Consider the following 24,542-nt stretch of genomic DNA (forward strand, 5'->3'; position numbering starts at 1 on the left):
CCCGCCGCGCCTCCCACCTTCAACTCCCCGATATCACTTTAATTCCCGCTACAGCTTAACCCCTCGCCAAAACTTAACCCCTCGTCATCACTATCCCCGGCAATGTACGGGTGTTTGACCGGCCAGATATTTGTCGTATTTCGCGCCAGCTGTATCGCACAAACAATTCTTTACGTTTGCGGGCTGGTTGTTTTTCAAACCTGAATGTCGCCTGAATCGGTGACGGAAATTTTCCTATGGCGGCAGGGCAGCGCTACAGCGCTGGCGCATAAATTATTTTCTCGAGCTTTTCTGGCGTAAAAATATTCCATTCTGGCGCAAAAAATCCCCTGAAAACATCGTTGGCGTGCAAAAAGAAAATTGCGCCAGTCGCCGGTCTCATCAAATAAGAATTAACGAGCGTCAAAACGGTACAAAAGTTCCGCAATACACGATTTTTTTTGGTTGTTTTTCCTACCGCCGTGTATTCCGGTGTCTAGACTGACAGTGATTGGGTTAATTGCTGTTTAATTTGCCGAATACGATGGAGTTCTCAATGAAAATGACACGCGCTCTGACACCGCTTGCAATCGCTGTAGCCGCACTGGTAAGTGCACAACAGGCAGCGGCTGATATGTGGATGGATGGTGATTACATTATTCGCGTTGGTGCTTCTTGGGTCGACCCCGATGACAGCAGCGATAATTTCAAGTTGAGTGAAGACTGGATCAGCGCAGGTTTTGACCTCGATAGTGACACCACCTGGAATATTTCTGGTGCATGGAAGCCGGTCCCTCACTGGGGCGTGGAGCTGATGTATATCGGTTCTACTTCTTACGACATGGATCTGAAAAGAATTCATGACGGAGATGTCACCTTTGATACCGATTATGATCTGGGTAGCTTTGATGCCAGTTACTCCAACGCGTTTGTAAACTGGTACCCGCTGGGCCCGGAATGCCTGGGGCAACCTTATGTCGGTATCGGCGTGAACTACACCGATTTCAGTGATGAGGGCTTCAGCCGCGCCCTGAATGACGACCTGATCGACTCGGGTCAAACCGTCAATGGTGCCGACCTTGGCCTGGGACATTCCTGGGGTGTAACCGCACAGGCCGGTGTGGATTTCCGCTTCGGTCGCGACAGTGCCTTCCTGGTGAATGCCGCGGTGCTGTATGTGGATACCGACACCGACTTCAACACCTACTACCGGTCACCGCTGGACCCGGACGTGCTTGTTCGCGATAGCGTAACCGATGTGGATTTCAGCCCGTGGATCTTTAACCTCGGTATTGGATATTCCTTCTAATATGGAGGAGTGCGTTCACGGATGAGCGGAGAAAGGCACCCGATGGGTGCCTTTTTTATTTATCGATACCACTGATTTTTGCCTGTCATGGAATACAAGGATTATTACCAGATACTCGGCCTCAAGCGGGATGTGGCGCAGGATGAAATCAAGCGCGCTTACCGCAAGCTCGCGCGCAAGTACCACCCGGATGTGAGCAAGGAGGAGGATGCGGAGACGCACTTCAAGGAAGTCAATGAAGCCTACGAAGTGCTTAAGGACCCGGAAAAGCGCGCGGCCTATGACCAGCTGGGGAACCAGTGGAATGCCGGGCAGGATTTCCGCCCGCCTCCGGACTGGGACCAGGGTTTTGAATTTCACGGCGGCGGTTATACCGAAGTGGACCCGGAGGCCTTCAGTGACTTTTTTGAAAGCCTGTTCGGACATGCCGGATTCAGTCACGGCGGATTTGGCGGGCACGCACACGGCGCCCGCGGAGGTCACCGCTTCCACGCCCATGGCAACAATACCTACGCAAAGATTGCGATCGAAATCGAGGACAGCTACCACGGCGCCACCCGCCAGATCACCCTCAAGCATTCGGAACTGGGTGCCGACGGCAAGCCGCGGATTCGCGAGCGGAAGCTGAATGTCAAAATCCCCAAAGGGGTTACCGAAGGGCAGCAGATTCGCCTCGCCGGCCAGGGCGAACCCGGCGTGGGGGAGGGCAAGCCGGGAGACCTGTTCCTGGAGATTCATTTCAATCCCCACGGGCGCTACAGGGTAGAGGGTGCCACCGTCTACCTGACCCTGCCGCTGGCCCCTTGGGAAGCGGCGCTCGGCGCCAAAATACCATTGGATACACCGGGTGGCCGCATCAACCTCACCATTCCCCCCAACAGCAAGACTGGCGGCAAGTTGCGCCTGAAAGGCCGCGGGCTACCGGCGAAGGTGCCCGGCGATCTGTTTGTGGTACTGGATATTGTTGCGCCGCCGGCGAATACGGACGCGGAAAAGGCCGCCTACCAGGCATTCAGCAAGGCGTTTGCTTTCAACCCCAGAGGCTATTCAACTGACCGGAGGGATGTTTGATGAATGAGCGGGAAACCGGGGAAGGCACTCCGGCGATTCTGGACGAGACCATCGAACTGACCCTGAGCGAGCTGTGCCGTGCCAGCGGGTTGCCCGCAGATCACATTATTGCATTGGTGGAAGAGGGCATCATCGAGCCCCGGGGCGATGTCAGGAGCTGGCGTTTCAGCGGCATCTGCGTGCGCCGGGTGCGCCGGGTGTATTCGATGGAGCGGGACCTGGGGGTCAACCTGGCGGGCGCCGCTCTGGCCATCGACCTGCTGGAGGAAGTCGAGCGTCTCCAGGCGCGCTTGCGGCGCCTGGAAGGGGACTGAAATGGTCTGGCAGGCGTCGATTACTGCGCGCGGGAGATTTCCACTACCAGGTAGGCGGTGTAGGCGACATAGGCGAGCAGTAAGGCCAGGCCTTCCCAGCGGTTGATGCGCCCCTGGCCGCGAAATCCATAGGCGAATACAAATAGCGCAACGGTAAGGCCGACCACCATGGGCCAATCGCGGGTCATTACTTCCTGTGGCACGTTGGACATCGGCGCGATCGCCCCCGCGATGCCGACAACCGCCAGCAGGTTGAACATGTTTGACCCCACCACGTTGCCGATGGCGATATCGTGTTCGCCCTTGCGTGCAGCGATAACGGTGGCCGCCAGCTCCGGCAGTGAAGTACCCAGCGCCACGATGGTGAGGCCGATTACCAGGTCGTCGACGCCCAGTTGCTGGGCAATAGTGACGGCGCCCCACACCAGCAGGCGGGAGCTGGCGATCAGCAGTACCAGGCCTGCCGCCACCCAGAACAGCGCTTTGCCCAGGGGCATGGCGTGGGTTTCCAGCTCGCTTGCGATATTGCCTTCAATCATGTCGCCCTTGCCGGTCAGGGCGGAGTAGATGGACCAGCCGATCAGCCCGAAAAACCCTGCCAGCAGAACCCATGACTCCCAGCGTTCGAGACTGCCATTCCACAGGAAGGCGCCGGTAACACAGCTGATGGCAAGCAGCAGCGGCAATTCCTTGCGCACGATTTTGGAGTGTACCGCGAGGGGAATCATCAGCGCGGTGAAGCCGAGAATCAGGCCGGTATTGGCGATGTTGGAACCGTAGGCGTTACCCAGTGCCAGGCCCGGGCTGCCGTCCAGTGCAGCCATCGCGGACACCACCATTTCCGGCGCCGAGGTGCCGAAACCCACGATGACCATACCGATCAGCAGCGGCGGCATACCCGCGTGGGTGGCGGTGGCGGCGGCCCCTTCCACGAAGCGGTCGGCACTCCAGACCAGCAGGGCAAATCCGGCGATGATGGCGAGAACAGCGAGGATCATAAACGTCCTTATGTGAGCTTGGTGATTCGGGCGAATTCAGCGGTGGTGGTGCGGGGGCGCATTGTAGCGACTCTGTCCCGCAGTTGCAGCGACTGATGTGGCCACTGTGGTTGCGCCGCTGTCCCGACCCTACAGTTTGGGCTATTTCCACACAGCCAAACGGGCAGTTATCCATGAACAAGAAGTTGTTACTGGGCGCGCTAATTGGCGCCGGAATGTCGATGCTGAACAAGAAGATTCGCCAGCAGCCCGCCCCTGCACCGGGCACTCCGCCGCCCGACTTCAGCAAGGTGCCGGCGCCGGATGCGGGCGACGGCCCGAGCCTCGACGATATTCTCGCCCGGGCCACCAAACCCGGGGGACTGGGCCGTGCACCGGCGGCGCCGGGTGGCGGTCAGTCCGGACCTGCCGGCGGCGATATTTTCGGTGGCGCGATTCCCGCAGGTGCTGGTGCCGGTGGTGCCGCGGTGCTGATGGAAATGGCGCGGCGGATTTTTGCCCAGATGCAGCAGGGCGGCGGTGTCCCGGGCGGCGCGCCCGGCGGTGCTCCTGGCGGTGCGGGCGGCAGCGCCGCCGGCGGCGGGCTGGGGGATATTCTCGGGCAGATTTTTGGCCGCGCCGACGGCAAGTTCGGGCAACAGGGGCCCAAGGGGCAGAAAGCCAATCCCGTTGACTGGCAAAAGATGAAGCCCCAGGGCAATGGTGGCCTGTTCGGGTTTGTAAATTCGGAGGCTGACAGCAGCGGCGGCGACCAGCAGGCGGAAACCATGCTCAAGGCCATGGCTGCCGCCGCCCAGGCGGATGGCAAGATCGACCCGCAGGAGCAGCAAAATATCCTGCAGGCACTGCACGGGCAGCTGGATCAGAGCGATCTCGACGAGTTCCGCCAGTTTCTGACCACGCCGGTGGACCTGGACGAGATCGTCAGCGAGGCGGATGATCCCGCGACCGCATTCAATCTCTATCTGGTGTCGGCAATGACCATCAATCCGGACAATGCCAGCGAGCGCCAGTACCTGCAGTCACTGGCGCAGAAGCTGGGCATTTCCGACCAGGCTGCCCAGGTTATCGAGCAGCAGATTCCGCGCTGATTGCGGTTTTCTCTACCGCCGGCAGCAGACGGGCGAAATTTTCCCCCGTCGGATAGCTGCCGGCACTCCAGCCCAGACGCACCATAACGGTGTTGGTGGAGGGGGATATCATCACCACCTGCTTGCGGTTGCCCAGCATGAAATAGGCATCTACCGGCAGCTGCGGGAACCGTAGCTCGTCGCCTGCCGCCAGTTCTTTTGTCCCGGAGTTGAGCCAGAACTGGTAGCCGTAGGCCGGGGCGTTGTTACTCTGGTTGGGCGTGTGCGCGCGCTGCACCCACTCGGGGTCCAGCAATTGCTCTCCCTGCCACTGTCCGCGATCCAGCATCAGCAGGCCGAGGCGCGCCCAGTCGCGGGCCGAGGCGTAGATATAAGAGCTGCCGACAAAAATGCCACTGGGGTCCGGCTCGAATACCGTGTGTTGCATTCCCAGCGGGCGCAGAATTTCATTGCGGAAAAAGTCTATGCCGTCCTGCGGCGTGCCACCGCGCTGGTCGGTGATCCAGCGCGCGAGCAGGTTGGTGGTCCCGGAGGAATAGGAGAAGTGCTCGCCGGGTTGGTACAGCGCGAGGCTGCCCAGTGCGACCGCGGATGCGCTGTGGCTGTTGAACAGCATGCGGGTGGCGTCGCTGCCGGGCGCGTAGGTTTCATCGAAGTCGAGACCGGAAGACATATGCAGCATGTCTTCGAGGGTAATGTGGGCCCGCGCATCCTGTTTCCATTCATCGAACAGTGGCGCGGCCGCGGTGGGGACCTGTCCGAGTTGTTCGAGTCGCCCGACCATCATCGCGGTCAGGCTCTTGCCCATGGACCAGCCGAGCAGTGGCGTCTGTGCGGTAATCCCCTCGGCGTAGGACTCGGCTACCAGCCGGCCATCCTGTACCACCAGCAGGGCGCGGGTCTGCATGCCCGCGACATTGTCGTCGGCCAGCAGCGCATCCAGCTGTTGCTGCAGCGCGGAATCTATGTGGCTGGCGCCATTGCCGCGGGGCCATTCGCCTTCGGTCTCGGGGAGCTGGCTGATACGGATTTGGTCCAGGGCACTGGTATCACCGATATCCAGTGTGCAACCCAGGCCGGGACGGTATCGGGCACTGGTGGTGCCCATCCCCAGCAGGGAGGCGGTTACCCGTTTGGTCTGTTCATCGTACTGCAGGTCCAGCAGGCGGTTGGCGGGGGAATAGGAGGCCAGGTCTTCCAGGTTCCGGGCCGGGGTAAAGCCGGAAACGAAGTGGCCCGAGCAGGCGAGTTTGGCCCCCATCCCGGTCGCGATGTTTACCGCATTGCCCAGCTGGGTGATGGAAAAACCCAACAGGGTGGGGGCGAGCAGGGCAAGGGCCAGTGCCAGACTGGCGGTGCCGGCAACGAGAATCAGCAGCAGTTTTTTCATTATTTCTCCGCCATCGGTAGCGCTAGTGTCGCGCAGATTGTAACCGCTGCCTTTTCTCCACTGGCAGGTTAAGCGGGGACATCGGGCTGCCTTGCCGTGCCGGAAGCGCTAGGTAATCGCGTCCGGCGCGGCCGGTTCGGCAAAGTCTGCAAGCAGCTGCAGGAAGTCTTCGCCAAAACGCTCCAGCTTGCTGTCGCCGATGCCGGAAATGGCCAGCATTTCCTGGCGGTTGCGCGGCCGCGCGCTCACCATTTCCCGCAGGGTGGCGTCGTGGAACACCACATAGGGCGGCACGCCGTGGGCTTCCGCAAGAGATTTGCGCAGCGCGCGCAGGGCGTCCCACAGCGGCTGGTCCTCGGCGGTGATTTCGCTGCCGGCGCCCTGGCGGGAGCGGGAGCTGGGCGCAGTTTTCGGCAGGGTGCGCAGTTGCAGCTGCTCTTCCCCGCGCAACACCGGTCGGCACTGTTCGGTCAGCTGCAGTGCGTTGAAGGCTTCCGCGTTGACCCGCAGGTAGCCACGCACCACCAGCTGGCGGGCGATGGCGCGCCATTCGTTGGCGCTGAGGTCGGCGCCGATGCCGTAGGTGGACAGCTGCTGGTGATTGAACTGGCGGATTTTCTCGGTATCGCCCCCGCGCAGCACGTCGATTACGTGGGCCGCGCCAAAGCGCTGGCCGGTGCGATAGATGGACGACATCAGCTTGCGCGCGGCGTCGCTGGCGTCCCAGGTGGCCGGCGGCTCCAGGCAGGTATCGCAGTTGCCGCAGTCCGCCGCCAGTTCCTCGTCGAAATAGCGCAGCAGTGCGCGGCGCCGGCAGCTGGTGATCTCGCACAGGCCGAGCATCGCATCCAGGCGCTGGCGCTCCTGGCGTTTGTGTTCCTCGCTGCCTTCCGAGGTGGCGGCCATCTGGCTCAGCTTGACCACGTCTTCGAGACCGTAGAGCAGCAGTGCGGTGGCGGGTTCGCCGTCGCGCCCGGCGCGGCCGGTCTCCTGGTAATAGGCCTCGATACTTTTCGGCAGGTCCAGGTGGGCAACAAAGCGCACATCCGGCTTGTCGATGCCCATGCCGAAGGCGATGGTGGCCACCACGATGACGCCATCTTCGCGCAGGAAGCGGCGCTGGTGGTTGGCGCGAACCTCGGCAGACAGGCCGGCGTGGTAGGGCAGGGCATTGAACCCCTGCTGCTGCAGCCACGCTGCGGTGGATTCCACCTTGTTGCGGGAGAGGCAGTAGATAACCCCGGCGTTGCCCTGATGCTCACTGGTCAGGAATTGCAGCAATTGCCGCTTGGGATTGTTCTTGGCCGCGATGCGGTACTGGATATTGGGGCGGTCGAAGCTGCTGACGAAGTGCCGGGCCTCTTCCAGGTCCAGGCGGCCGGCAATCTCACGCCGGGTGCGCTGGTCCGCGGTGGCGGTCAGCGCGACGCGGGGTACCTGTGGAAAACGCTGGTGCAGGCAGGATAGCTGCAGGTAGTCGGCGCGGAAATCGTGCCCCCACTGGCTCACGCAGTGGGCCTCGTCGATGGCGAACAGAGAGATGTCGGCGCGCTCCAGCAGGTCCAGGGTGCGCGGTTGCAGCAGGCGCTCCGGCGCCAGGTACAGGAGCTCCAGTTCGCCGTTCAGCAGTTGCGCTTCGATCTGCTGGGCTTCGGCCACGGCCAGGGAGGAGTTCAGGAAGGCGGCGGCCACACCGGCGGCGCGCAGCGCTTCGACCTGGTCCTGCATCAGCGCGATCAGCGGCGAAATCACCACGCCGCAGCCGCGGCGGGCGAGGGCGGGAATCTGGTAACAGAGGGACTTGCCGCCACCGGTAGGCATGAGCACCAGGGCGTCGCCGCCGCTGACCAGGGTGTCGATAATGGCCTGCTGGTCACCGCGAAATTCGGTGTATCCGAAGGTGTGCTGGAGGATATATTCCGGCGACTGCGCCGGCCGGGCGGGGGCTGAATCTGTCATGGGCGGAGTATACCCGTGGCGGCCGGTGGGGGTGAACCGACAGAGAGGCGACTTTGCCACGGGGCTGGCGTATATCCTGGCTCGCAAGGGCCGGGCGCCGCAGGGCTCCGGTCAATTGTTGGCGCGCCGATTCACATCAAAATGAGATGTTGGTCTATAATCCCGGCAACGCAGACATAGACAGGGATAAAGCTATGCGCGCATTGCAATCAACTTCTTTGCTGCTTTCCTGCATGTTGATGGGGGTGGCCGCCGGGGGGCTCAGCGGGTGTGCCACGGTAAAACCGGATTCGATCAACCCTCAGCAGCTGGCGCAATCCGCCCGCGCTGACACCCATCTGGGCTGGAAGCCGGCGCCGGCCAATCAGCTCAATTACTCTCTTGCGACCTCCAGCGGTATCGCGCGTATGGAAATGCGTGAACTGCCGATAGCGCTGCACGCGGTCACCATCGAATTGCCCGGCATGCGCAATATCGAGGGTGTGCAGTGGCGGGCGCTGGACGGTGAGCACGAGCTGCTGTTTGACGGTGGCGAGGGTGTAGATGGGGTGACGGTGGAGCGCCGCAACCGCGGTTACCGCCTGCAGGTGCGGGGGGCGGCACTGGATTCCATTCGCAGTGGTGGTTTCCTGACCGTCATCGACTACTACCGAAACTAACGCTGCAATCTCCAGCCCCTTTCCGGCCACACTTGCACAGCCACTCTCGCCATAAGTTCCCGTACCGGCAACCCGCGTCTCAGAAGCCCATGCCCCGGGGGCGGATCAGGTACAGCGCCGGCCAGTATTTGCCGGTCACCCACAGCCCGTTGCGCGCCCGGTCCCAGGCGATGCCGTTGGCCACGGCATCCACATCCGCTTGCGGGCCGAGGCTTTCCCGCCGCAGCTGATCCAGATTCAATACCCCTTTCACCAGGCCGCTCGCCGGGTCGATGGCGATGATCCGCGGATCCTGCCAGATATTCGCCCAGACAAGTCCGTGCACGAATTCCAGCTCGTTGAGCCGGCTCCATTGCTCGCCACCGCCGTGGACCCTGATGGTGCGGGTGATGGAAAAGTCCTCGGGATCGCGAAAGCTAAGGCGGTCGCTGCCATCGCTCATGATCAGCTGCTGGCCATCGGTGGTGAGTCCCCAACCCTCGCCGCGGTAGGTGAAGCCCTGTTCCCGGTTGAAGGTGTTGCGGTCGTACACCTGCAGTTCGCCGGCGCGATAGGTGAGCAGGTAGATTTTATCGTTGAGCACTGCGAGCCCTTCCGCAAAACGGTTGGGAGCAAGCCATTTGCGCCTTAGGGGGTTGCGCCCCGGGTCGGTATATTCCGCGAGCCACGAGCGGCCGTAGAGCCCGCTGCTTTCCAGCCAGCGTTCGCCGTCGAAAAACAGCCCCTGGGTGAAGTGGTCGGCGGCGCGTTCGCGCTTCTCCAGCACCTCGTACGTCACCGCCTCTGGCTGGATCATCTCCTGCGCACAGGCGGTGCAGGCCAGCAGCAAGCCGAGTAGCAGGCAGGGGAGACCGGGCAGGTGGGAGAGGCGGGCTAGATGGGGAAGACGGGAGATAGACGTCGCAGATTTCATGGAATTCAGTTTTTGTTTATCCGGGGAGTGGTAAGCTCGCGGCACATTTTTGATTATTGGCAGTTCGAACCCTAACCTATGACCAGAATAAAAGCCTTTGTCACTCTCACCCTGCTGGGTGGGCTGGCGGTGGTTCTGCCCATCGCCATTTTCATTCTGCTGTTCCAGTGGTTGTTTGGCCAGATCAGTGAACTGGTGGCGCCGGTCACCCAGTGGATGGAAGCCCACACGCAATTCAAGGATACCTTTGCCCAGCTGCTGGTGATAGCGCTGATCCTGGCGGTGTGTTTCCTGATCGGCCTGCTGGTTAAAACCAGTGTCGGGCGCTGGGTGCACCGGCACGTCGACCACTGGCTGGGCAAGCTGGCGCCCGGTTACAACACCATCAAGGACCTGGTGCTGCAGTTTATCGGTGGCGCCGGCAGTGAAGGCGTGCTGTCCGGGCCGGTGGCCAGGGCCAAAATTCACGGCGTCGACAACCCGCTGTCCGTGACTGCCATTGTCACCTCCCAGCACGAGAACGGGGACTATACCGTGTACGTGCCCACCGCGCCGGTGCCAACTTCCGGGTTTGTCTATCACCTGCCGGCGGACTGTGTGGAGATCCTGCCCCACGTCACTGTGGAGGCGGCAATGAAATCCATCGTTGCCTGCGGCTCCGGCAGCGGCCCGCTGTTGCAGCCACCGCGTTTGGAATCCACCGACGAAACGGCCTGAACTCTGGCGAGTCTGATTCCGGTCAGAGTTCCAGCGGCCGGTTCTTCCCCAGGGTGCGAATGGCAAAGCGCATGGGGTGCAGGGACTTTACCAGCTCCGCGGAAACCGGCATCACTTCACCGCTGATCCAGGCGGCAACCACTTCCGCGGCCAGCGGCGCATAGGTAAAGCCGCGCGACCCCAGACCGGCCAGTACATAGAGGTCTTGCTGGTAGGGGCAGCGCCGCTCGATCAGCTGCTTTCGGTTCTTGCGCAGCGCGCCATAGGTACTTTCCAGTTTTTGCCACTCCGCCACCGGGCCCGCCAGCGGCAGGTAGTCCGGCGTTGCCGCGCGCAGCGCAGCACGCCCGCGCAGTGTCTGCTGTTCGAAGTCGCGGGCAATCCCCGGCAACAATGCGGCGAGTGTTGCCAGGTTTTCCCGGTGCTCTTCGGCGCGGATCCCGGTGTCCGTCTGCTTCAGCTTGAAGGTGGCACCGAAGCTGTGTTGCGTGTGGGCTGCGCCCCTGTACGCGGAGGTGTGGCCTGGGCTGTGGCCAGGAATGTGGGCGGGAGCAATGTAGCCCTCACCGCAGAGTGCCACTTTTAATGCTCGTGAATTTTCCGTGGCCTCGGCAAACGAGACCTGGCCGCGAATCGGCTGCAGTGGCAGCGGCGCTGTCGCCGGGAAGCGGCGATTGAAGTTGGCACAGCAGAGCACCACGGCATCGGCCTGCCACTGTGCATCCTCGCCGACGATGTGCCAGCCGGTATCGCTGCGGTTCAGGTCGAGCACTGCGGTATTGCACCGCAGTTCAATATTGTCGTGGCGCAACAGGCCTGCGCACACCTGCTGTGGCTGCAGCCAGCCGGCGGCGGGGAAGAACAGGCCGGGAGTATTGAGTTCTACGCCGGCCAGTTCCGAAGCCCGCTGCGCATCCACCGGGCGTGCCAGCTGCGAGCTGGCGTCCAGCGCGAGCTGTTCGACAATCTGCTGCTGCAGCTGCTGTTCCTTTTCCTCCTGCGCCAGTTGCAGCAGGCCGCCGAAGTGGATCGCCTGCGCACATACTTGCGGATAAAGGCGCTGGGCGTAGAGCAGGGCCAGCAGGTTGAAGTCGCCGTTGGGGCCCGGCTTGGGGGAGAGTTTCGCGTAGAGAATGCCCTGGTCATTGCCGGAGGCGCCACTGCCGGGCGCCGCTCCCTGCTCGAATACCTGCACCCTGAAGTTCCGCTCCGCCAGTGCCCGGGCAACGCTGGCGCCGGCAATACCTGCGCCGATCACCGCGACTTTTTTGATTTTTCCCCCGACGTTTGCCGCAAGGGGCTCGGGCAGGTGCCAGGGCGTGGCCCGATGCCGGAATGGCTGTTCTGGTGCGGTGAACTCTCCGCGCAACATTTCCCGTTTGTGGCCGAAACCCGGCACTTTCCGGATCTCGAAACCCGCGTCCTTGAGGCCGCGCTTGACGATGCCGGCGCAGGTAAAGGTGGCGAAGGTGGCCTGTGGTGCGCTGAGGCGGGCGATGGCTCGGAACAGGGCCTGGCTCCACATTTCCGGGTTCTTGGATGGTGCAAAGCCGTCGAGAAACCAGGCGTTGACCCGGCTGTCTCTTTGCGGGTCGTCCAGCAGCAGGCTTTCGAATCCGCTGCTGGCTTCGTCGATAATCAATGTGAGGTGCACGCCACCGTCGAACCTGAGCCGGTGCACGCCGGGGGCGAGGAACAGGGGATACTGTTCGATCAGCGGGCCGGTGAATTCCGCCAGTTCGGGCCACAGGTACAGCGCGCGCTTCAGGTCCTGCAGGCGCAGGGGAAACTTTTCCACGCTGACGAAATGCAGTTGCGCTCCTGTGGGGGCGAGCTTTCGCCACAGCTGCCAGGCGGCGAGAAAATTGAGCCCGGTGCCGAAGCCGGTTTCGCCGATGGTGAATACGTCATGTTGTTCGAGGGCGCGCCAGCGTTCCGGCAGGTGGTTCTGGCCGAGAAACACATAGCGGGTTTCCTCCAGGCCGGAGGCGGTGGAGAAGTAGATGTCGTTGAAGGCGCTGGAAACCGGCTGGCCGTTTTCCCGCCACTCGAGGGATGCGTTTTGTGCGGGTCCGCTTTTGTGCTGATCAGACATGGGGTGGCCGGTGCGGTTGCTCGAGTGTTTTCGGTAATTTATTGGAGGCCGAATTCGCGCATGATTTGCGCGCACCAGCGTTCGAGGCGGTCGTCGGTGAGTTCGAATTCGTTTTCTTCATCCAGGGCGAGGCCGACGAAGTGTGTGCCGTCGGGGGTGAGGCCCTTGGATTCTTCGAACTGGTAGCCTTCTGCAGGCCAGTAGCCGACGGCTTTGGCGCCGATGGCGACGACCTGTGCGTGCAGATAGCCGAGGGCGTCCTGGTACCACTGGGGGTAGCCTTCCTGGTCGCCGAGGCCGTAGAGCGCGACTTTTTTACCGCTCAGGTCGAGCGCAGCCAGCTGCTCCCAGCAGTTTTCCCAGTCTTCCTGCAGTTCGCCGTAGTCCCAGGTGGGGATGCCCATGATCAGGAAGTCATACTGCTCTGCCAGCGAGATTTCGTCGTCTGCGACGTTGTGCAGGTCGATCCATTCCTCGCCAATGCGGTCGCGAATTTTCTCCGCGGCCATTTCGGTGTAACAGGTGCTGGAACCGTAAAAAAGTCCGATGGGTGCGTGCATAGCTTTGAATACATTTCGTGGCGGCAGCGCGGCTGGACCAGTATTTCAAAAACGCTGCGAGTACATCCCTGTAAGCTCCGTCGATGCCGTCCATGGCATCGACGGTTTTGAAATACTGGTCCAGCCGCGCTGCCTTCAATTCAAACATTGAGGCCTGATACCAAAAACTGTGTCAGATGGCCCCTTCATAACCCAGCTGTCGCCAGGCTTCATAAATCACAATCGCCGCGGCATTGGAAAGGTTGATGCTGCGGCTGTTGGCGCACATGGGGATGCGCAGGGTATTTTCCTCACCGGTCATGGCGAGGAAGTCCGCGGGCAGGCCGCGGGTTTCGGGGCCGAAGACGATGGCGTCATCGGCCTGGAAGGCGATGTCCGAATGCGCGCGGCTGCCCTTGGTGGACAGTGCCAGTACCCGGGCCGGTTTTTCCGTATCGACGAAGGCCTGCCAGTCCCGGTGGCGTACCACGCGGCTGTATTCGGCATAGTCGAGCCCGGCGCGGCGCAGGCGCTTGTCGTCCATGGCGAAGCCGAGGGGTTCTATCAGGTGCAGTTCGGCACCGGTGTTGGCACACAGGCGGATGATATTGCCGGTATTGGGGGCAATTTCCGGCTGGTACAGCACTATTTTGAACATCGCTTGAGCATCAGTTGCTTATTGCGCCCGTTCCGGGGCACTGGGATACATGGCCCCGAGGGCAAGTCGAAAAGCGGCCCGCTGCGTTCTGGTCGCTGGCGGGCCGCGAGTGGCGGGGATTATAGCGCGGAGGCGGTTTCTTCGCAGTCGATCTCGACTCCGAGTTCGTCGGCGATTTCATCCAGTTCGTCGTGCAGGCCGTCGATACTGACGTCTTCGGCGACGCTGATGGTGCATTCGGCGGTGAACAGGGGTTCTCCGCTCCAGGGGGTGCTGGTGTAGCGGGTGTCGAGGGATTCCACGTTGATCTTGCGCGCTGCCAGGGCCCGGGAGATCTCGCGCACGATGCCCGGACGGTCGTTGCCGACCAGTTTGAGTTGCAGGGTCTGGCGGCTATCGGCGGCAACCGCGAGGGCGTCTTCGATCTGGAGTTTGAAGTCGGGGCCGGCGAGGTCGGTGAGGGCCGCTTTCAGGCGTTCGCTGGCATCGCTGGCAACACTGACCCGCAGGATACCGGCGAACTTGCCGGCGAAGTGGGCCATACGGCTGTCTTCCCAGTTGCCGCCGTTTTCCGCTACGGCGGCGGAGAGCATTTCTACCACGCCGGGTTTGTCGTCGCTGATTATGGAGATGACGAAGTGCTGCTGCATGGGACTTCCTTTTTTTACTCTGCTGATACACTGAGCTGAATTGTAGCCAGTGTGACGCCGCAGGAGCAAAATTCCTGACTGTGGGGTTTCGGTATTGGCGGGAGCTGTCCACACTTTGGGGCTTGCCGGGGCTGTAGCCGGGAACCAGACGGGCCCGGGGCAGTCTTTACATGACAGGGGTAGCAGTGTTGAATCCCGGGTGGAAGGAATATAAATCTAATAGGAGAAAGCTGGATGAAACTTGTTCACTGGTTGGCCGGTATGGCCTGTGCGGTCTCGATGTCCGGTACGGTAAGTGCGGATGCCCTGGAGGATGCGATCAAGGGCGAGCAGCGCACGCCGGCAAATGTGGCGCGGGATCAGTACCGCCACCCGGCGGAAACACTGAAGTTTTTCCAGGTTGAGCCGGATATGACGGTGGTTGAAATCTGGCCGGGCGGTGGCTGGTACACGGAGATCCTGGCGCCGATGCTGAAGGATGAGGGTGTGCTGTATGCGGCGCATTTTGACAAAGACTCCAAAAGTAATTACTTCAAGAATTCCCGCAAGAAATTCGATGAAAAGCTGGCGGGGGACAAGGATACGTATGGTGCGGTGAAGGTGACCGAGTTTGTCCCTGGCACGGATAGTGAGATTGCGCCGGCGGGGTCTGCGGATGCGGTGGTGACTTTCCGCAATGTACACAATTGGATGGGTGGTAATAACGAGCAGGCGGCGTTCAAGACGTTTTTCGAGGCGTTGAAGCCGGGTGGTGTGCTGGGTGTTGTGGAACACCGGGCGAAGCCGGGTACCAGCCGTGAGGGAATGGGGAATAGCGGTTATGTGACCCAGGATTATGTGATTGAGTTGGCGAAGAATGCGGGCTTTGTGCTGGAGGAGTCCAGTGAGATCAATGCCAACCCGAAGGATACTGCGGATCACCCTAAGGGTGTCTGGACGCTGCCGCCTTCTCTGCGCCTGGGTGACCAGGATAAGGACAAGTACCTGGGCATTGGTGAAAGCGACCGTATGACGTTGCGGTTCCGTAAGCCCAAGTCCTGATACTTTCGTTCGTTAGAAGTTAAAATGCCCCGGCACCTCCGGGGCATTTTTATTTTGAAGCCCCAAGTTTAGGTCCACTGACGCAGCTCAGTGGCGGCCGGGCGACGGGTATCGGTTTTCGAAACCGCTGTGAATACATCCCTGTAAGCTGCGTCGGCGCCGTCCATGGCGCCGACGCTTTCGAAAACCGATCCCCGTCACCCGTCCTTAGATTCAAGCGCACAACTTCGTTAGCCTTACTGGTATTTGCAGAAAAATTGAGAGAGCAGTGTGATTATTCCTCATCAGCAATTGGACCCAGAAACCCTGCAGAATCTTCTGGAAGAATACGCCACCCGCGACGGCACCGATTACGGCGAGCGGGAAGTGAGCCTGACGGACAAGGTTGCGAACCTGCGCAGGCAGCTGGAAAACAAGACGGTGGTGATCTGGTTTGAGCCGGGTGAAGAGTCGGTGAACCTGATTCTGGCCGAGGATATCCCCAAAGATGGGGGCTACTGATGTCGGGTAAGGTGATGTCGGATTATCCGATGGGCGACAAGACCGAGTGGCTGGTCGACCGGCCCGCAGAGCGTCCCGCGCACTGGTTTCTGTTTGCCCACGGTGCCGGTGCGCCGATGGATAGTGATTTTATGCAGGCGCTGGCGGAGTTACTGGCGGCGCGGGGTGTTGGGGTGGTGCGGTTTGAGTTTCCGTATATGGCGGAGCGCCGTGTGAATGGGGGGCGACGGCCGCCGAACAAGATGGAGGTGTTGCTGGCGTCGTTTCAGGCGCAGATTGATCGCGTGCATGCGGAGTTGCAGCCGGGGGCGCTGTTTGTCGGTGGCAAGTCGATGGGCGGTCGGGTGGCGAGTATGCTGGCGCAGGATAACTTTGATCGGGGGAAGGTTGCCGGGGCTGTGTGCCTGGGGGATCCGTTTCACCCACAGGGCAAGCCGGAGAAGTTGCGTACCGAGCATCTGCAGTCGATGACGTGTCCGACGCTGGTGGTGCAGGGGACGCGGGACCGGTTGGGAAGTCGGGATGAGGTTGCGGGTTACGGTCTGTCGGCGGCGGTGGAGTGCCACTGGCTGGAAGACGGGGATCATGACTTCAAGCCCCGTCGGGCCAGTGGTTTCAGCCAGCGGCAGCACTGGGAGTCTGCCGCGGAGCGCGCGGTGTCGTTTATGCGCGCTCGAGGATTGTGATGCGCTCTTCGTGGGATAGCAGTGGTGCCAGCTGGCTCATCTGGTCGCGGCGCTCCTGGCTGTTGTACCACTGCTGCCAGTGCAGTACCGACTGCCATTGGGACAGGGTGAAACGGCGGCGGGGATTGTCCATTTCCGTATAGGTGTGGCCGTCTACGAATCCGGTGGTTTGGTAGGCATTGGTCAGCAGCTTGCGCGCGGCTTCTTCGTAGGTGGATTCGAGATCTTCGGCAATTTCTCGTTCAATCAGTACGTAAATCATCGTTTTGCTGCTATCTGTCGATTTGGTCGTGGTTGTGTGTTGTTGTGTGAGTCGATGTAGGGGGAGTTTAGCCTTTCTTGCCGCCGTTCAGATGGGCAATCTGGCCCTGGGATTGGTAATCCTGGCCGCATCGGTCAGTCTTTTGAGGTGACCTGCCGAGTTAAATCCCTGACAATATGCCTATGAAGTCACAACATACACTCGATGCCCGCGGCCTGCTGTGCCCGGAACCCGTCATGATGCTTCACGCTGCGGTACGCAAGGTTGCCGAAGGTGAGGTGTTGCAGATGCTCGCCACCGATCCCTCTACCCAGCGGGATGTGCCCAAGTTCTGCCAGTTTCTCGGTTACGAGCTGGTGCAGCATGCGGAAGAGAATGACGAGTTTATCTACTGGATCAGAAAGGCGGACGAGAACCGCTAGCCGGATACAACAAGGGCGACCACTGGTCGCCCTTGTATCGTTTGGAAAGATTGGGATTTTCAGGGCGAAGTGACAAGTGCCGCGATCGCTGCCAAGGCCTCCGGATCCTCGGATTTGATCTTGTTGGCAATGTGGTGTTGGAAGAAGTAGCGGAAACACTCGGCTTCCTGCGCCGGGTAGAGACAGTCGTCTCCCGGCAGTACCGGTGTGGTTTCCACACTGTTGTGGTCGATCAGCATGCCGTGAATCTCGCCGCTGGCAAACAGCCGCCAGCTCACGACCTCAGTCAGGGTCAGGTTCTCGCGATCCAAATCCATAAATACCGCGTGGGTACCGATGGTATCCGGAATCTCCTGTACAACCTCATCTGCCTGATTGCTTTCAAATTCGAAGTATTCCGCCGCAGTCTCCAGCTCGACGATCTTGTGGATGGGGGGCTCGTGGAAAATTTCCTCGATGCCCGGGTCATAGTAGCCTTCAAACCGGCCGTCCAGGGGATCTTGGATGTCCGGGCAGGCCACGATGGAGTTCAACCAGGGAACAAGTCCAACCACCTCGCCATTGGCACGCAGGCCCCAGCAAAGGACTTTCAGGCTGTAAAGATCGGTTCCACTGGAATTGTTGGAGTAGAGCATTTCCAAGCCATCCAGCTCCGGGGACAAGCGTATGAAACGCAGGTTCTCAGAGGTCTCGATTGGCTTGCCGGTGAAGAGGTCAACCACGTTGCTGGTACTGTGGTCGGTCATGGAGCACCTCCTTGCAGGGCCGGTAGTAGGGCGGGAAGGTCTTGTACTACTTATTTGAGGAGCTGCCGGCGTAGAGATACCGGGCGAAGGCCGGGAAGGCATTCGCCGAAATCCAGACTCCGGGAGCGCCTGTTTGCCCCCCTGGGAAGCCGGTACCGCAACCGAAAACAACCGCTGCAAAACTTCTGTAAGCGGTGTCAGGTTTCCGGTATCCCTGTATTCAAAGGTATATTCTGATCCGCAGAAATACAACCAGTGAAAGCGCCTTCTTTGCGTTGATTTGCTTACTTTTTTGCGGGATTGGCAAGCAATTGCGCGAGCGCTGCCATCGGCCCCTGGCGGGGCCGGTCTTGATCGCGTCGCGGTCGCTGCTATAGTCCGCGCCAACCGAATCGGGCGGCGGTCGAGACCCGCGCCCCAACAGCAAATTTCTCTGAAGTGGAGCACCCGTTGTCGCATTTGTCACCGGCCGCGCCGGAACAGTTGAGCGAGGCAGAAAACGAGGCAGGCAGCCGCACTGTTACCAGTGAACAGCAAGTTCCGTACCAGCCCGCATCCGCCGGTGCCGTCGGGGAAGAAACTGTGACTGAACGAATAGTCAGAGTCTTCAATGCCTGCTTCTCCGGTCCGGACAGCCTGAATACCCGCCTGCAGGGCGGTGCGGCAGAGCCCTATTACCGCCCGGCGGAGCGGCAGCAGCCGTTCCACCTGGTGGAGTTCACCCTGGATTACGCCGCCAGCGCCCTGCACGAGGCCGCGCACTGGTGCGTGGCCGGCAGTGCGCGGCGGCTGTTGCCGGACTACGGCTACTGGTACGCGCCGGACGGCCGCAGCACCGAGCAGCAGGCGGAGTTTGAGCGGGTGGAAATCAAGCCCCAAGCGCTGGAGTGGATATTCGCGCAGGCCTGCGGCCGCAGCTTCCGCGTCAGCGCCGACAACCTGGATGCGGGTCTCGGCCCCAGTGCGCAGTTCAAGCGCAATATCTGGCAGCAGGCCCAGGCCTATTGCCGGGATGGGGTAAACGAGCGCGCGCGGCGGTTTGCCCTGGCACTGTCGGCGGCCTTCGCTACCCCTCATCCGCTGAATGAAACACTCTACCGGCTGGAGGCGCTGGGATGAGCGCGCAAAGCCCGCGCCAGACCTACCTGGTGGACGCCTCCGTTTACATCTTCCGTTACTACTTCGCGCTGCCCCCCAATTGGCAGAGCCGCAGTGGCTACAGTACCGAGACGGTCTACGGTTTCACCAATTTCCTGCTGGACCTGCTGGCGCGCCGCCCCGGGCGTATCGCCTGCGCATTTGACGAATCCCTGGGCAACTGCTTCCGCAACGAGATCTACGCGGACTACAAGTGCAGCCGCGCGCTGCCGGATGAGGCGCTGGCGTTCCAGCTGGCGGCCTGCCGGGAAATGTCGGAGGTGCTGGGTATCTCCGGTTTTGCCAGTGAGCGCTATGAGGCGGACGATATTCTTGCCACCCTGACCAGAGTCTGTGCGGAAACCCCCGGGGAAGCCGCGCCAATCGTGGTGACCCGGGACAAGGACCTGGGCCAGCTGCTGGACGCCGGCGCCGCCAGCTTGTGGGACTTTGCCGCCAATGCATATCTGGACCGCACCGCGATCGAGGCCAAGTTCGGTGTGCGTCCGCAACAGATAGCAGACTATCTCGCCCTGGTAGGCGACAGCATCGACGATATCCCCGGTGTCCCGGGATTCGGCGCCAAGACCGCGGCAAGACTGCTGGGCGCCTTTGACACGGTGGAAGAGCTGATTGCCGCGGCGGATCAGGTTCCGGCCCTGGGCCTGCGCGGTGGCAAGGGTATTGCGCAGAAACTGGCGGACTACGCCGAGCAGATCCGCATGTCGCTGAAACTGGCCAGGCTGTGCGATAGCGTACCGCTGAATGTCACCGCGGGAGATCTGGGTTGGCAGCCCGTTGATGTGGATGTCGCGGTGGCGCTGGCAGAGGAGTTCGGTCTCGGGCGCCTCGGCGCCAAGATCCGTCGGACCCTGGAAGGGCTGGCGGCGCCAGTGAAGGATTCAGAAACTATGGAGCAGGCATGAACGAACCGCGGTTGCGCATTGTCGCCGACGAAAATATTCCCGGGCTGGAAAACTGGTTTGGCGACCTCGGCGAGATAACCCGCCTGCCGGGCCGCACCATGACCCGGGCCCAGCTGGCGGCGGCGGACGTACTGCTGGTGCGTTCCGTGACCCGGGTGGATGCCGTGCTGTTGCAGGATACGCCGGTGCGTTTTGTGGGCAGTTGCACCATAGGTACCGATCACCTGGATATCCCGTGGCTGGAGGGGCAGGGGATCCACTGGAGCGCCGCTCCCGGCTGCAATGCCAACTCGGTGGTGGAATACGTTTTCTGTGCCCTCGCAGCGTTGAGCGAGGACTGGCGAGGGCGCCGATTCGGCATCGTCGGTTGCGGCAATGTGGGTGGCCTGCTGCATCAGCGGCTGCGCCAGCTGGGCATTGCCTGCCAGGTATACGACCCCTGGTTGCCCGACAATCCGGATGCGGCAACCCTGGAAACCGTGCTGCAGCAGGACATCATCTGCCTGCACGCACCACTGGTCAAAGACGGCCCGCACCCGAGCCTGCATATGCTGGACGCACAGGCGCTCGGGCAAATACGCCCGGATGCGGTACTGATCAGCGCCGGCCGCGGTGCGGTGATCGACAACGCCGCGCTGTTGCGGCTGCTGGAAGACCAGCGCCCGTTTACCGCGGTGCTGGATGTATGGGAAAACGAACCGGACATCAACCTGCAGCTACTGGACAGGGTGGATCTCGGCAGCCCGCATATTGCCGGCTATAGCCACGACGGCAAGCTCGCCGGAACGCGCATGATCCGAGAGGCCCTGAACGCCGCATTGCAATTGAATGCCGCTGCGGCAGCGGGCAGTGCAGATACCTCCGAACAGCCCAAAACGATTTCTACAACCGAGTCCGGTTTTGCCGCGGTGCGCGATCTGTTATTGCAGATGTACGACCCCCGCGCAGACGACCGGCGACTGCGGGCGGCGGCAACCGACTCGGCACCCATGGCGCAATCCTTTGACCTGCTGCGCAAGCAGTACCCCAAGCGCCTGGAGTTCTCCCATTTCCACGTGCAGGCGCCACAGCTGGATGCGGAAACCCTGCAGCAACTGGCAATACTGGGGCTCAAGTGAAACTGAAAAAACTGGGTCTGATCATCAACCCCTGGGCTGGCATCGGTGGCCCGGCGGGACTGAAGGGAAGCGACGGTGCGGATACCGTCGAGCGCGCACTGGCAGCCGGTATCAGCCCGCAATCCCACAATCGCGCCGCCATTGCACTGGAAGCCCTGAAACCCTTCGCTGGCGCGCTGGAAATCGTGACCTTCGCCGGGGATATGGGGGAAATCAGTGCGCGCGCATTGGGGCTGAACGTCGCCGTGGTGGGAACCGCTGCCGGCGATAGATCCACCCCGGAAGATACCGAAGCGGCGGCGCGGGCGATTCGTGACGCGGGCGCCGACCTGATTGTTTTTGTCGGCGGCGACGGTACCGCGCGCAATATGGTGAACGCGCTCGGCGACAGCTATCCGGTACTGGGTATTCCCGCCGGAGTGAAAATGCACTCCGCCTGCTTTGCCATTTCCCCCCGCGCCGGGGGCGAGGTGTTGCGCCGCCTGCTGGCGGGGGAGCTGGTGGACCTGCACGAGAGGGAAGTGCGGGATATCGATGAGAAGTCTTTCCGCGAAGGCCGTGTCAGCACCCGCTATTACGGTGAGCTTCTGGTCCCGGAAGAGGGCCACTTTCTGCAGGCAGTGAAAAACGCCGGGCGCGAAGTGGAAGAGCTGGCGGTAGCGGATATCGCCGCGCAGATCGTCGAAGAAATGGATGAACTGGACCCGGAAACCCTGTACATCTTCGGCCCCGGTTCCACCACACTCGCGGTGCTGAATGAACTGGGCGGGGAGGGTACCCTGCTGGGGGTGGATCTCTGGTGCGGGGGTGAACTGGCGGGGAGCGACGTCAATGCCCTGCAGGTGCAGGATGCCATCCGCCAGCACCGTGCAGACGATCCCGACAAGCCGGTAAAAATCATCCTTACCGCTATCGGTGGCCAGGGCCACCTGATCGGCCGCGGCAACCAGCAGTTGAGCCCGGCGGTGCTTAAGGCCGTGGGGCGGGACAATCTGATGGTGGTCGCCACCAAAACCAAAATCACCGAACTGGGTGGGCGCCCGCTGCTGATCGACAGCGGCGAGCCGGAACTGGACGAGGCCTGGAGCGGGTTTATTCCCGTGGTCACCGGCTATCGCGATGAAATCCTCTACCCGCTTTCCAACGGCAGTGCGCTGCCGCAGGCCTGACCAACAACCGCAATGACACAAGCGAGCAATCATTTGAACTGGGACCCCGTGCTGCAGGCAGTCGGCAGCAAACTGCAGCAAAGCCAGAGCAGCCAGACCTTGCATGACAGCCGCCGGCTGTTCCACGGCCGCGGCCACTGTTACCCCGGATTTGACCGTGTCTGCGTGGACAGCTATTTCCCGGCGATTCTGGTGACCCTGTTTGAGGAGCACGAGGATGAAGCCGGCCTCGCGGCGCAGTTGTGGGCGCTGGCGGAAGCTTGCGGATACACCGGGCTCGCCGTGCAGCGGCGTTACCTGCGCGGCGCACCCATTGCGTGGGAGCAAGGAGCGCCGGTGGAGCAGCCCGAGGCCCGCCGCGGAGAATTGAGGTTTCCCCTCACTTTCGAGCGCCAGAACGTGGGTTTCTTTCTCGATATCGAGCCCGGGCGCCAGTGGCTGGAACAGCAGGTACGGGACAAGGCCGGCCAGGTCGAAAACCTCAAGTTGCTGAACCTGTTTGCGTTTACCTGTGCGTTTTCCGTGGTGGCGCGGGCGGCGGGTGAACTGGAGGTCCTGAACATCGACCTCAACAAGGGAGTGCTGAAGCGCGGGCAGGCGAACCACCAGTACAACCAGCTGGCCACCAAAGGTATCCGCTTTCTGGCGAGGGATGCGTTGCGGGATTTCAAACGCTATGACCGCAGCGGCCCTTTCCAGTTGGCGGTAGTGGATCCGCCAACGCGGCAGAAGGGTGCGTTTGATGTGGAGATCAACTATGCCAGGTTGCTGGAAAAGCTGCCCGCCTGCCTTGCCGATGAAGCGGACCTGCTGTTTGTGCTGAATTCACCGGCACACAGCGAGGTGCAGTTTCGCGAGATGATCGGCAACGCAAATTCCGGGTATGAAGTGATGGAACGGTTGCCGCAGAACCCGGATTTCCCGGACAAAGACCTGGATGCGGCGTTGAAGATGCTACATGTGAAGTTCAGGCGCTAGGCCTTAGCGATGACTTGAAAAGGGGAGCGGCGCAGGCTCTGATGTAAAAACTCTGATGTAAAAAAGGGTGCCGCAAATTTCAGCGGCACCCTGTTATGCCCGAGGTCCCGGAGGGCTGCGCAGCTTTACGAGCTCTGTCATCAGGCCATCCAGGCCACCATACACAGAAATACGCTCGATCTTGCCAGTCACACGCTCCAGTGCCTCGAGTTCTTTCAGGCGCATTAGCGTGCTGTTGTTTTCCATCATCTTTGCGGTGTTATGCAGTGCGCGGACCGCTTGAGTCTCTTCGCGGCGGCGAATCAGGTTGGCTTCCGCCTCCTTCTGCGCCTCTACCACACGGTTGAGAATCGCCTTCATCTCGCCGGGCAGGACAATATCCTTCACGCCGATATCGCAGACTTCCACACCGATGCCGCTCAGGTCTTCACCGAGGAGTTCCTCGATATCGCCGTTGAGGGCGCGCTTGTTTTCGAGTAGCTCGTCGAGCTTGCGTGTACCAACTGCCGCTCGTAGCGCAAGCTGCAAAGACCGATAGATATGACTGGTATAGTCGCCGGCGATTGCGGTCACCTTTTCGGCATCCACTACCCGATAGCTCGCGGAAAGATTGATCCGCAGTGATACCCGATCGCGGGTCAATATTTCCTGACCGCTCACTTCCACCAGTTGTACGCGCAGATCAATCAGTTTCACCTGAACATTTCGCCCGGGGTTCCAGTAGGCGAAATAACCGGGTTCCAGCCAATCCTGAAACTGTCCATTTACCAGGAGCAGGCCTCGGTGGCGATCCGGAACCTCCGCCAGATAAACGAGCATGCGCACTTTGTTCTCCAGTGATGCAGGTAAGTCAAAGCGCAGCGCAGTGGCCAGTTCAGAAGGCAGCGCCAGGGAGTCGTTAAGGTTGATCTTGTCTACAGTAACGTGATCAACCCCTTTCCAGACGGCCATTTCTCGTGCTGGCAGCATCAGTTCCTCCAGTCGACCATCGCGATACAGCAGCGCCACTTCGTTATCCCCGGTCTCGATGCATTCGATATATCGCTCCAGAACGGGGTGGTTGCGCACCAGGTATTTTACCTTCGGTCGCGGGATCAACAGGTCTGTGACCTGGTAGTGCTCTACCGCCAGTGAATAAATATGCGGACCAAACCGGTGTGAGCCGGGTTCCAGCAGGCAGCGGAAGCGTCCGCGCTGAAATACCAGACCATAAG

Annotated in this window: 26 protein-coding genes; 15 read left to right on the forward strand and 11 right to left on the reverse strand. The window is 61.1% G+C overall.

Features of this window, described 5'->3' with window-relative positions:
- Nucleotides 1-535 precede the first annotated feature (535 nt).
- The 3 genes from QZ511_RS10755 (at nucleotide 536) to QZ511_RS10765 (ending at nucleotide 2,673) form a co-directional block, all read left to right on the forward strand.
- Entirely contained in the window at nucleotides 536-1,288 is a 753-nt protein-coding gene (locus QZ511_RS10755) for an OmpW family outer membrane protein (RefSeq protein WP_295802316.1), read from the forward strand.
- Nucleotides 1,289-1,375: 87 nt separating this feature from the next.
- Nucleotides 1,376-2,359, forward strand: a complete 984-nt coding sequence (locus QZ511_RS10760; RefSeq protein WP_295802317.1) for a DnaJ C-terminal domain-containing protein — start codon at nucleotides 1,376-1,378, stop codon at nucleotides 2,357-2,359.
- On the forward strand, nucleotides 2,359-2,673 hold the full coding sequence (locus tag QZ511_RS10765; protein WP_295802318.1) for a chaperone modulator CbpM: 315 nt from the start codon (nucleotides 2,359-2,361) through the stop codon (nucleotides 2,671-2,673). Before QZ511_RS10760 ends, QZ511_RS10765 begins: the two co-directional genes overlap by 1 nt.
- Before the next feature lie 20 nt (nucleotides 2,674-2,693).
- Here QZ511_RS10765 and QZ511_RS10770 read toward each other — a convergent pair whose 3' ends face one another.
- Entirely contained in the window at nucleotides 2,694-3,671 is a 978-nt protein-coding gene (locus QZ511_RS10770; protein WP_295802319.1) for a calcium/sodium antiporter, read from the reverse strand.
- A 173-nt stretch (nucleotides 3,672-3,844) separates the two neighbouring features.
- Between QZ511_RS10770 and QZ511_RS10775 the strand changes: the two genes are divergently transcribed.
- Nucleotides 3,845-4,762 (forward strand): tellurite resistance TerB family protein, encoded by a 918-nt coding sequence (locus QZ511_RS10775; RefSeq protein ID WP_295802320.1) that lies wholly within the window; start codon nucleotides 3,845-3,847, stop codon nucleotides 4,760-4,762.
- Here QZ511_RS10775 and QZ511_RS10780 read toward each other — a convergent pair.
- Together QZ511_RS10780 and recQ are read right to left on the reverse strand one after the other, a co-directional pair.
- Nucleotides 4,737-6,152 carry a serine hydrolase gene (locus tag QZ511_RS10780; protein WP_295802321.1) on the reverse strand — a complete coding sequence of 472 codons (1,416 nt, stop codon included), beginning with the start codon at nucleotides 6,150-6,152 and terminating at the stop codon, nucleotides 4,737-4,739. The two genes, QZ511_RS10775 and QZ511_RS10780, sit on opposite strands and share 26 nt — an antisense overlap.
- 108 nt (nucleotides 6,153-6,260) lie before the next feature.
- Nucleotides 6,261-8,111 carry a DNA helicase RecQ gene (gene recQ / locus QZ511_RS10785; protein ID WP_295802322.1) on the reverse strand — a complete coding sequence of 617 codons (1,851 nt, stop codon included), beginning with the start codon at nucleotides 8,109-8,111 and terminating at the stop codon, nucleotides 6,261-6,263.
- Between the two features lie 194 nt (nucleotides 8,112-8,305).
- Here recQ and QZ511_RS10790 point away from each other — a divergent pair, with 194 nt between their 5' ends.
- Nucleotides 8,306-8,770, forward strand: coding sequence for a hypothetical protein (locus QZ511_RS10790; RefSeq protein ID WP_295802323.1), 465 nt, complete (start codon nucleotides 8,306-8,308; stop codon nucleotides 8,768-8,770).
- Nucleotides 8,771-8,849: 79 nt separating this feature from the next.
- Here QZ511_RS10790 and QZ511_RS10795 read toward each other — a convergent pair whose 3' ends face one another.
- Entirely contained in the window at nucleotides 8,850-9,683 is an 834-nt protein-coding gene (locus tag QZ511_RS10795) for a glutaminyl-peptide cyclotransferase (protein ID WP_295802324.1), read from the reverse strand.
- A 78-nt stretch (nucleotides 9,684-9,761) separates the two neighbouring features.
- Between QZ511_RS10795 and QZ511_RS10800 the strand changes: the two genes are divergently transcribed.
- Entirely contained in the window at nucleotides 9,762-10,400 is a 639-nt protein-coding gene (locus QZ511_RS10800; protein WP_295802325.1) for a DUF502 domain-containing protein, read from the forward strand.
- Nucleotides 10,401-10,422: 22 nt separating this feature from the next.
- Here the strand turns inward: QZ511_RS10800 and mnmC are convergent, their stop codons facing one another.
- The 4 genes from mnmC to QZ511_RS10820 form a co-directional block, all read right to left on the reverse strand.
- Nucleotides 10,423-12,495, reverse strand: coding sequence for a bifunctional tRNA (5-methylaminomethyl-2-thiouridine)(34)-methyltransferase MnmD/FAD-dependent 5-carboxymethylaminomethyl-2-thiouridine(34) oxidoreductase MnmC (mnmC, locus tag QZ511_RS10805; RefSeq protein ID WP_295802326.1), 2,073 nt, complete (start codon nucleotides 12,493-12,495; stop codon nucleotides 10,423-10,425).
- A 38-nt stretch (nucleotides 12,496-12,533) separates the two neighbouring features.
- The gene (fldB, locus tag QZ511_RS10810) at nucleotides 12,534-13,055 is read right to left on the reverse strand and encodes a flavodoxin FldB (RefSeq protein WP_295802327.1); all 522 of its coding nucleotides are present in this window, start codon (nucleotides 13,053-13,055) and stop codon (nucleotides 12,534-12,536) included.
- Between the two features lie 172 nt (nucleotides 13,056-13,227).
- Nucleotides 13,228-13,692 carry a tRNA (uridine(34)/cytosine(34)/5-carboxymethylaminomethyluridine(34)-2'-O)-methyltransferase TrmL gene (trmL, locus tag QZ511_RS10815; RefSeq protein ID WP_295802328.1) on the reverse strand — a complete coding sequence of 155 codons (465 nt, stop codon included), beginning with the start codon at nucleotides 13,690-13,692 and terminating at the stop codon, nucleotides 13,228-13,230.
- A 119-nt stretch (nucleotides 13,693-13,811) separates the two neighbouring features.
- Nucleotides 13,812-14,342: an ACT domain-containing protein gene (locus QZ511_RS10820; protein WP_295802329.1), complete on the reverse strand. Its 531-nt coding sequence runs from the start codon at nucleotides 14,340-14,342 to the stop codon at nucleotides 13,812-13,814.
- 234 nt (nucleotides 14,343-14,576) lie between these two features.
- Between QZ511_RS10820 and QZ511_RS10825 the strand changes: the two genes are divergently transcribed.
- From QZ511_RS10825 to QZ511_RS10835, 3 genes are all read left to right on the forward strand, one after another.
- A complete protein-coding gene (locus QZ511_RS10825; RefSeq protein ID WP_295802330.1) occupies nucleotides 14,577-15,383 on the forward strand; it encodes a methyltransferase in 807 nt (268 codons plus the stop codon).
- A gap of 270 nt (nucleotides 15,384-15,653) precedes the next feature.
- Nucleotides 15,654-15,884 (forward strand): YheU family protein, encoded by a 231-nt coding sequence (locus QZ511_RS10830; protein ID WP_295802331.1) that lies wholly within the window; start codon nucleotides 15,654-15,656, stop codon nucleotides 15,882-15,884.
- Between the two features lie 14 nt (nucleotides 15,885-15,898).
- Complete coding sequence (locus QZ511_RS10835; RefSeq protein ID WP_295802332.1) at nucleotides 15,899-16,570, forward strand: alpha/beta fold hydrolase; 672 nt, start codon at nucleotides 15,899-15,901, stop codon at nucleotides 16,568-16,570.
- On the opposite strand, the gene QZ511_RS10840 is transcribed toward QZ511_RS10835, so the two are convergent.
- Entirely contained in the window at nucleotides 16,548-16,832 is a 285-nt protein-coding gene (locus tag QZ511_RS10840) for an antibiotic biosynthesis monooxygenase (RefSeq protein ID WP_295802333.1), read from the reverse strand. The two genes, QZ511_RS10835 and QZ511_RS10840, sit on opposite strands and share 23 nt — an antisense overlap.
- A gap of 182 nt (nucleotides 16,833-17,014) precedes the next feature.
- On the opposite strand from QZ511_RS10840, the gene tusA reads away from it, so the two are divergent.
- Complete coding sequence (gene tusA / locus QZ511_RS10845) at nucleotides 17,015-17,254, forward strand: sulfurtransferase TusA (RefSeq protein ID WP_295802334.1); 240 nt, start codon at nucleotides 17,015-17,017, stop codon at nucleotides 17,252-17,254.
- Nucleotides 17,255-17,313: 59 nt separating this feature from the next.
- Here tusA and QZ511_RS10850 read toward each other — a convergent pair whose 3' ends face one another.
- Complete coding sequence (locus QZ511_RS10850) at nucleotides 17,314-18,000, reverse strand: hypothetical protein (protein ID WP_295802335.1); 687 nt, start codon at nucleotides 17,998-18,000, stop codon at nucleotides 17,314-17,316.
- A 582-nt stretch (nucleotides 18,001-18,582) separates the two neighbouring features.
- Here QZ511_RS10850 and QZ511_RS10855 point away from each other — a divergent pair.
- From QZ511_RS10855 to QZ511_RS10875, 5 genes are read left to right on the forward strand one after another with little or no spacing between them, the layout of a single operon-like run.
- Nucleotides 18,583-19,119, forward strand: coding sequence for an elongation factor P hydroxylase (locus QZ511_RS10855; protein WP_295802336.1), 537 nt, complete (start codon nucleotides 18,583-18,585; stop codon nucleotides 19,117-19,119).
- Nucleotides 19,116-20,063 (forward strand): 5'-3' exonuclease H3TH domain-containing protein, encoded by a 948-nt coding sequence (locus tag QZ511_RS10860; protein WP_295802337.1) that lies wholly within the window; start codon nucleotides 19,116-19,118, stop codon nucleotides 20,061-20,063. The genes QZ511_RS10855 and QZ511_RS10860 overlap by 4 nt, the downstream gene beginning before the upstream one ends.
- A complete protein-coding gene (locus QZ511_RS10865) occupies nucleotides 20,060-21,181 on the forward strand; it encodes a 4-phosphoerythronate dehydrogenase (RefSeq protein ID WP_295802338.1) in 1,122 nt (373 codons plus the stop codon). Before QZ511_RS10860 ends, QZ511_RS10865 begins: the two co-directional genes overlap by 4 nt.
- On the forward strand, nucleotides 21,178-22,350 hold the full coding sequence (locus tag QZ511_RS10870; RefSeq protein ID WP_295802339.1) for an ATP-NAD kinase family protein: 1,173 nt from the start codon (nucleotides 21,178-21,180) through the stop codon (nucleotides 22,348-22,350). Before QZ511_RS10865 ends, QZ511_RS10870 begins: the two co-directional genes overlap by 4 nt.
- A 33-nt stretch (nucleotides 22,351-22,383) precedes the next feature.
- On the forward strand, nucleotides 22,384-23,328 hold the full coding sequence (locus QZ511_RS10875) for a class I SAM-dependent methyltransferase (RefSeq protein ID WP_295802340.1): 945 nt from the start codon (nucleotides 22,384-22,386) through the stop codon (nucleotides 23,326-23,328).
- A gap of 93 nt (nucleotides 23,329-23,421) precedes the next feature.
- On the opposite strand, the gene QZ511_RS10880 is transcribed toward QZ511_RS10875, so the two are convergent.
- Nucleotides 23,422-24,542, reverse strand: a 1,121-nt coding sequence (locus QZ511_RS10880) for a slipin family protein (protein ID WP_295802341.1), incomplete at its 5' end; no start/stop codon positions are given.

It is taken from the genome of uncultured Microbulbifer sp. (genome assembly GCF_913055755.1).
GTDB lineage: Bacteria > Pseudomonadota > Gammaproteobacteria > Pseudomonadales > Cellvibrionaceae > Microbulbifer.

What these genes read in the sequence shown, in the direction of transcription:
- QZ511_RS10755 (WP_295802316.1), top strand. Translation starts at nt 536, where the DNA reads ATGAAAATGACACGCGCTCTGACACCGCTTGCAATCGCTGTAGCCGCA.
- QZ511_RS10760 (WP_295802317.1), top strand. Translation starts at nt 1,376, where the DNA reads ATGGAATACAAGGATTATTACCAGATACTCGGCCTCAAGCGGGATGTG.
- QZ511_RS10765 (WP_295802318.1), top strand. Translation starts at nt 2,359, where the DNA reads ATGAATGAGCGGGAAACCGGGGAAGGCACTCCGGCGATTCTGGACGAG.
- QZ511_RS10770 (WP_295802319.1), bottom strand. Translation starts at nt 3,671, where the DNA reads ATGATCCTCGCTGTTCTCGCCATCATCGCCGGATTTGCCCTGCTGGTC.
- QZ511_RS10775 (WP_295802320.1), top strand. Translation starts at nt 3,845, where the DNA reads ATGAACAAGAAGTTGTTACTGGGCGCGCTAATTGGCGCCGGAATGTCG.
- QZ511_RS10780 (WP_295802321.1), bottom strand. Translation starts at nt 6,152, where the DNA reads ATGAAAAAACTGCTGCTGATTCTCGTTGCCGGCACCGCCAGTCTGGCA.
- recQ (WP_295802322.1), bottom strand. Translation starts at nt 8,111, where the DNA reads ATGACAGATTCAGCCCCCGCCCGGCCGGCGCAGTCGCCGGAATATATC.
- QZ511_RS10790 (WP_295802323.1), top strand. Translation starts at nt 8,306, where the DNA reads ATGCGCGCATTGCAATCAACTTCTTTGCTGCTTTCCTGCATGTTGATG.
- QZ511_RS10795 (WP_295802324.1), bottom strand. Translation starts at nt 9,683, where the DNA reads ATGAAATCTGCGACGTCTATCTCCCGTCTTCCCCATCTAGCCCGCCTC.
- QZ511_RS10800 (WP_295802325.1), top strand. Translation starts at nt 9,762, where the DNA reads ATGACCAGAATAAAAGCCTTTGTCACTCTCACCCTGCTGGGTGGGCTG.
- mnmC (WP_295802326.1), bottom strand. Translation starts at nt 12,495, where the DNA reads ATGTCTGATCAGCACAAAAGCGGACCCGCACAAAACGCATCCCTCGAG.
- fldB (WP_295802327.1), bottom strand. Translation starts at nt 13,055, where the DNA reads ATGCACGCACCCATCGGACTTTTTTACGGTTCCAGCACCTGTTACACC.
- trmL (WP_295802328.1), bottom strand. Translation starts at nt 13,692, where the DNA reads ATGTTCAAAATAGTGCTGTACCAGCCGGAAATTGCCCCCAATACCGGC.
- QZ511_RS10820 (WP_295802329.1), bottom strand. Translation starts at nt 14,342, where the DNA reads ATGCAGCAGCACTTCGTCATCTCCATAATCAGCGACGACAAACCCGGC.
- QZ511_RS10825 (WP_295802330.1), top strand. Translation starts at nt 14,577, where the DNA reads ATGAAACTTGTTCACTGGTTGGCCGGTATGGCCTGTGCGGTCTCGATG.
- QZ511_RS10835 (WP_295802332.1), top strand. Translation starts at nt 15,899, where the DNA reads ATGTCGGATTATCCGATGGGCGACAAGACCGAGTGGCTGGTCGACCGG.
- QZ511_RS10840 (WP_295802333.1), bottom strand. Translation starts at nt 16,832, where the DNA reads ATGATTTACGTACTGATTGAACGAGAAATTGCCGAAGATCTCGAATCC.
- tusA (WP_295802334.1), top strand. Translation starts at nt 17,015, where the DNA reads ATGAAGTCACAACATACACTCGATGCCCGCGGCCTGCTGTGCCCGGAA.
- QZ511_RS10850 (WP_295802335.1), bottom strand. Translation starts at nt 18,000, where the DNA reads ATGACCGACCACAGTACCAGCAACGTGGTTGACCTCTTCACCGGCAAG.
- QZ511_RS10860 (WP_295802337.1), top strand. Translation starts at nt 19,116, where the DNA reads ATGAGCGCGCAAAGCCCGCGCCAGACCTACCTGGTGGACGCCTCCGTT.
- QZ511_RS10865 (WP_295802338.1), top strand. Translation starts at nt 20,060, where the DNA reads ATGAACGAACCGCGGTTGCGCATTGTCGCCGACGAAAATATTCCCGGG.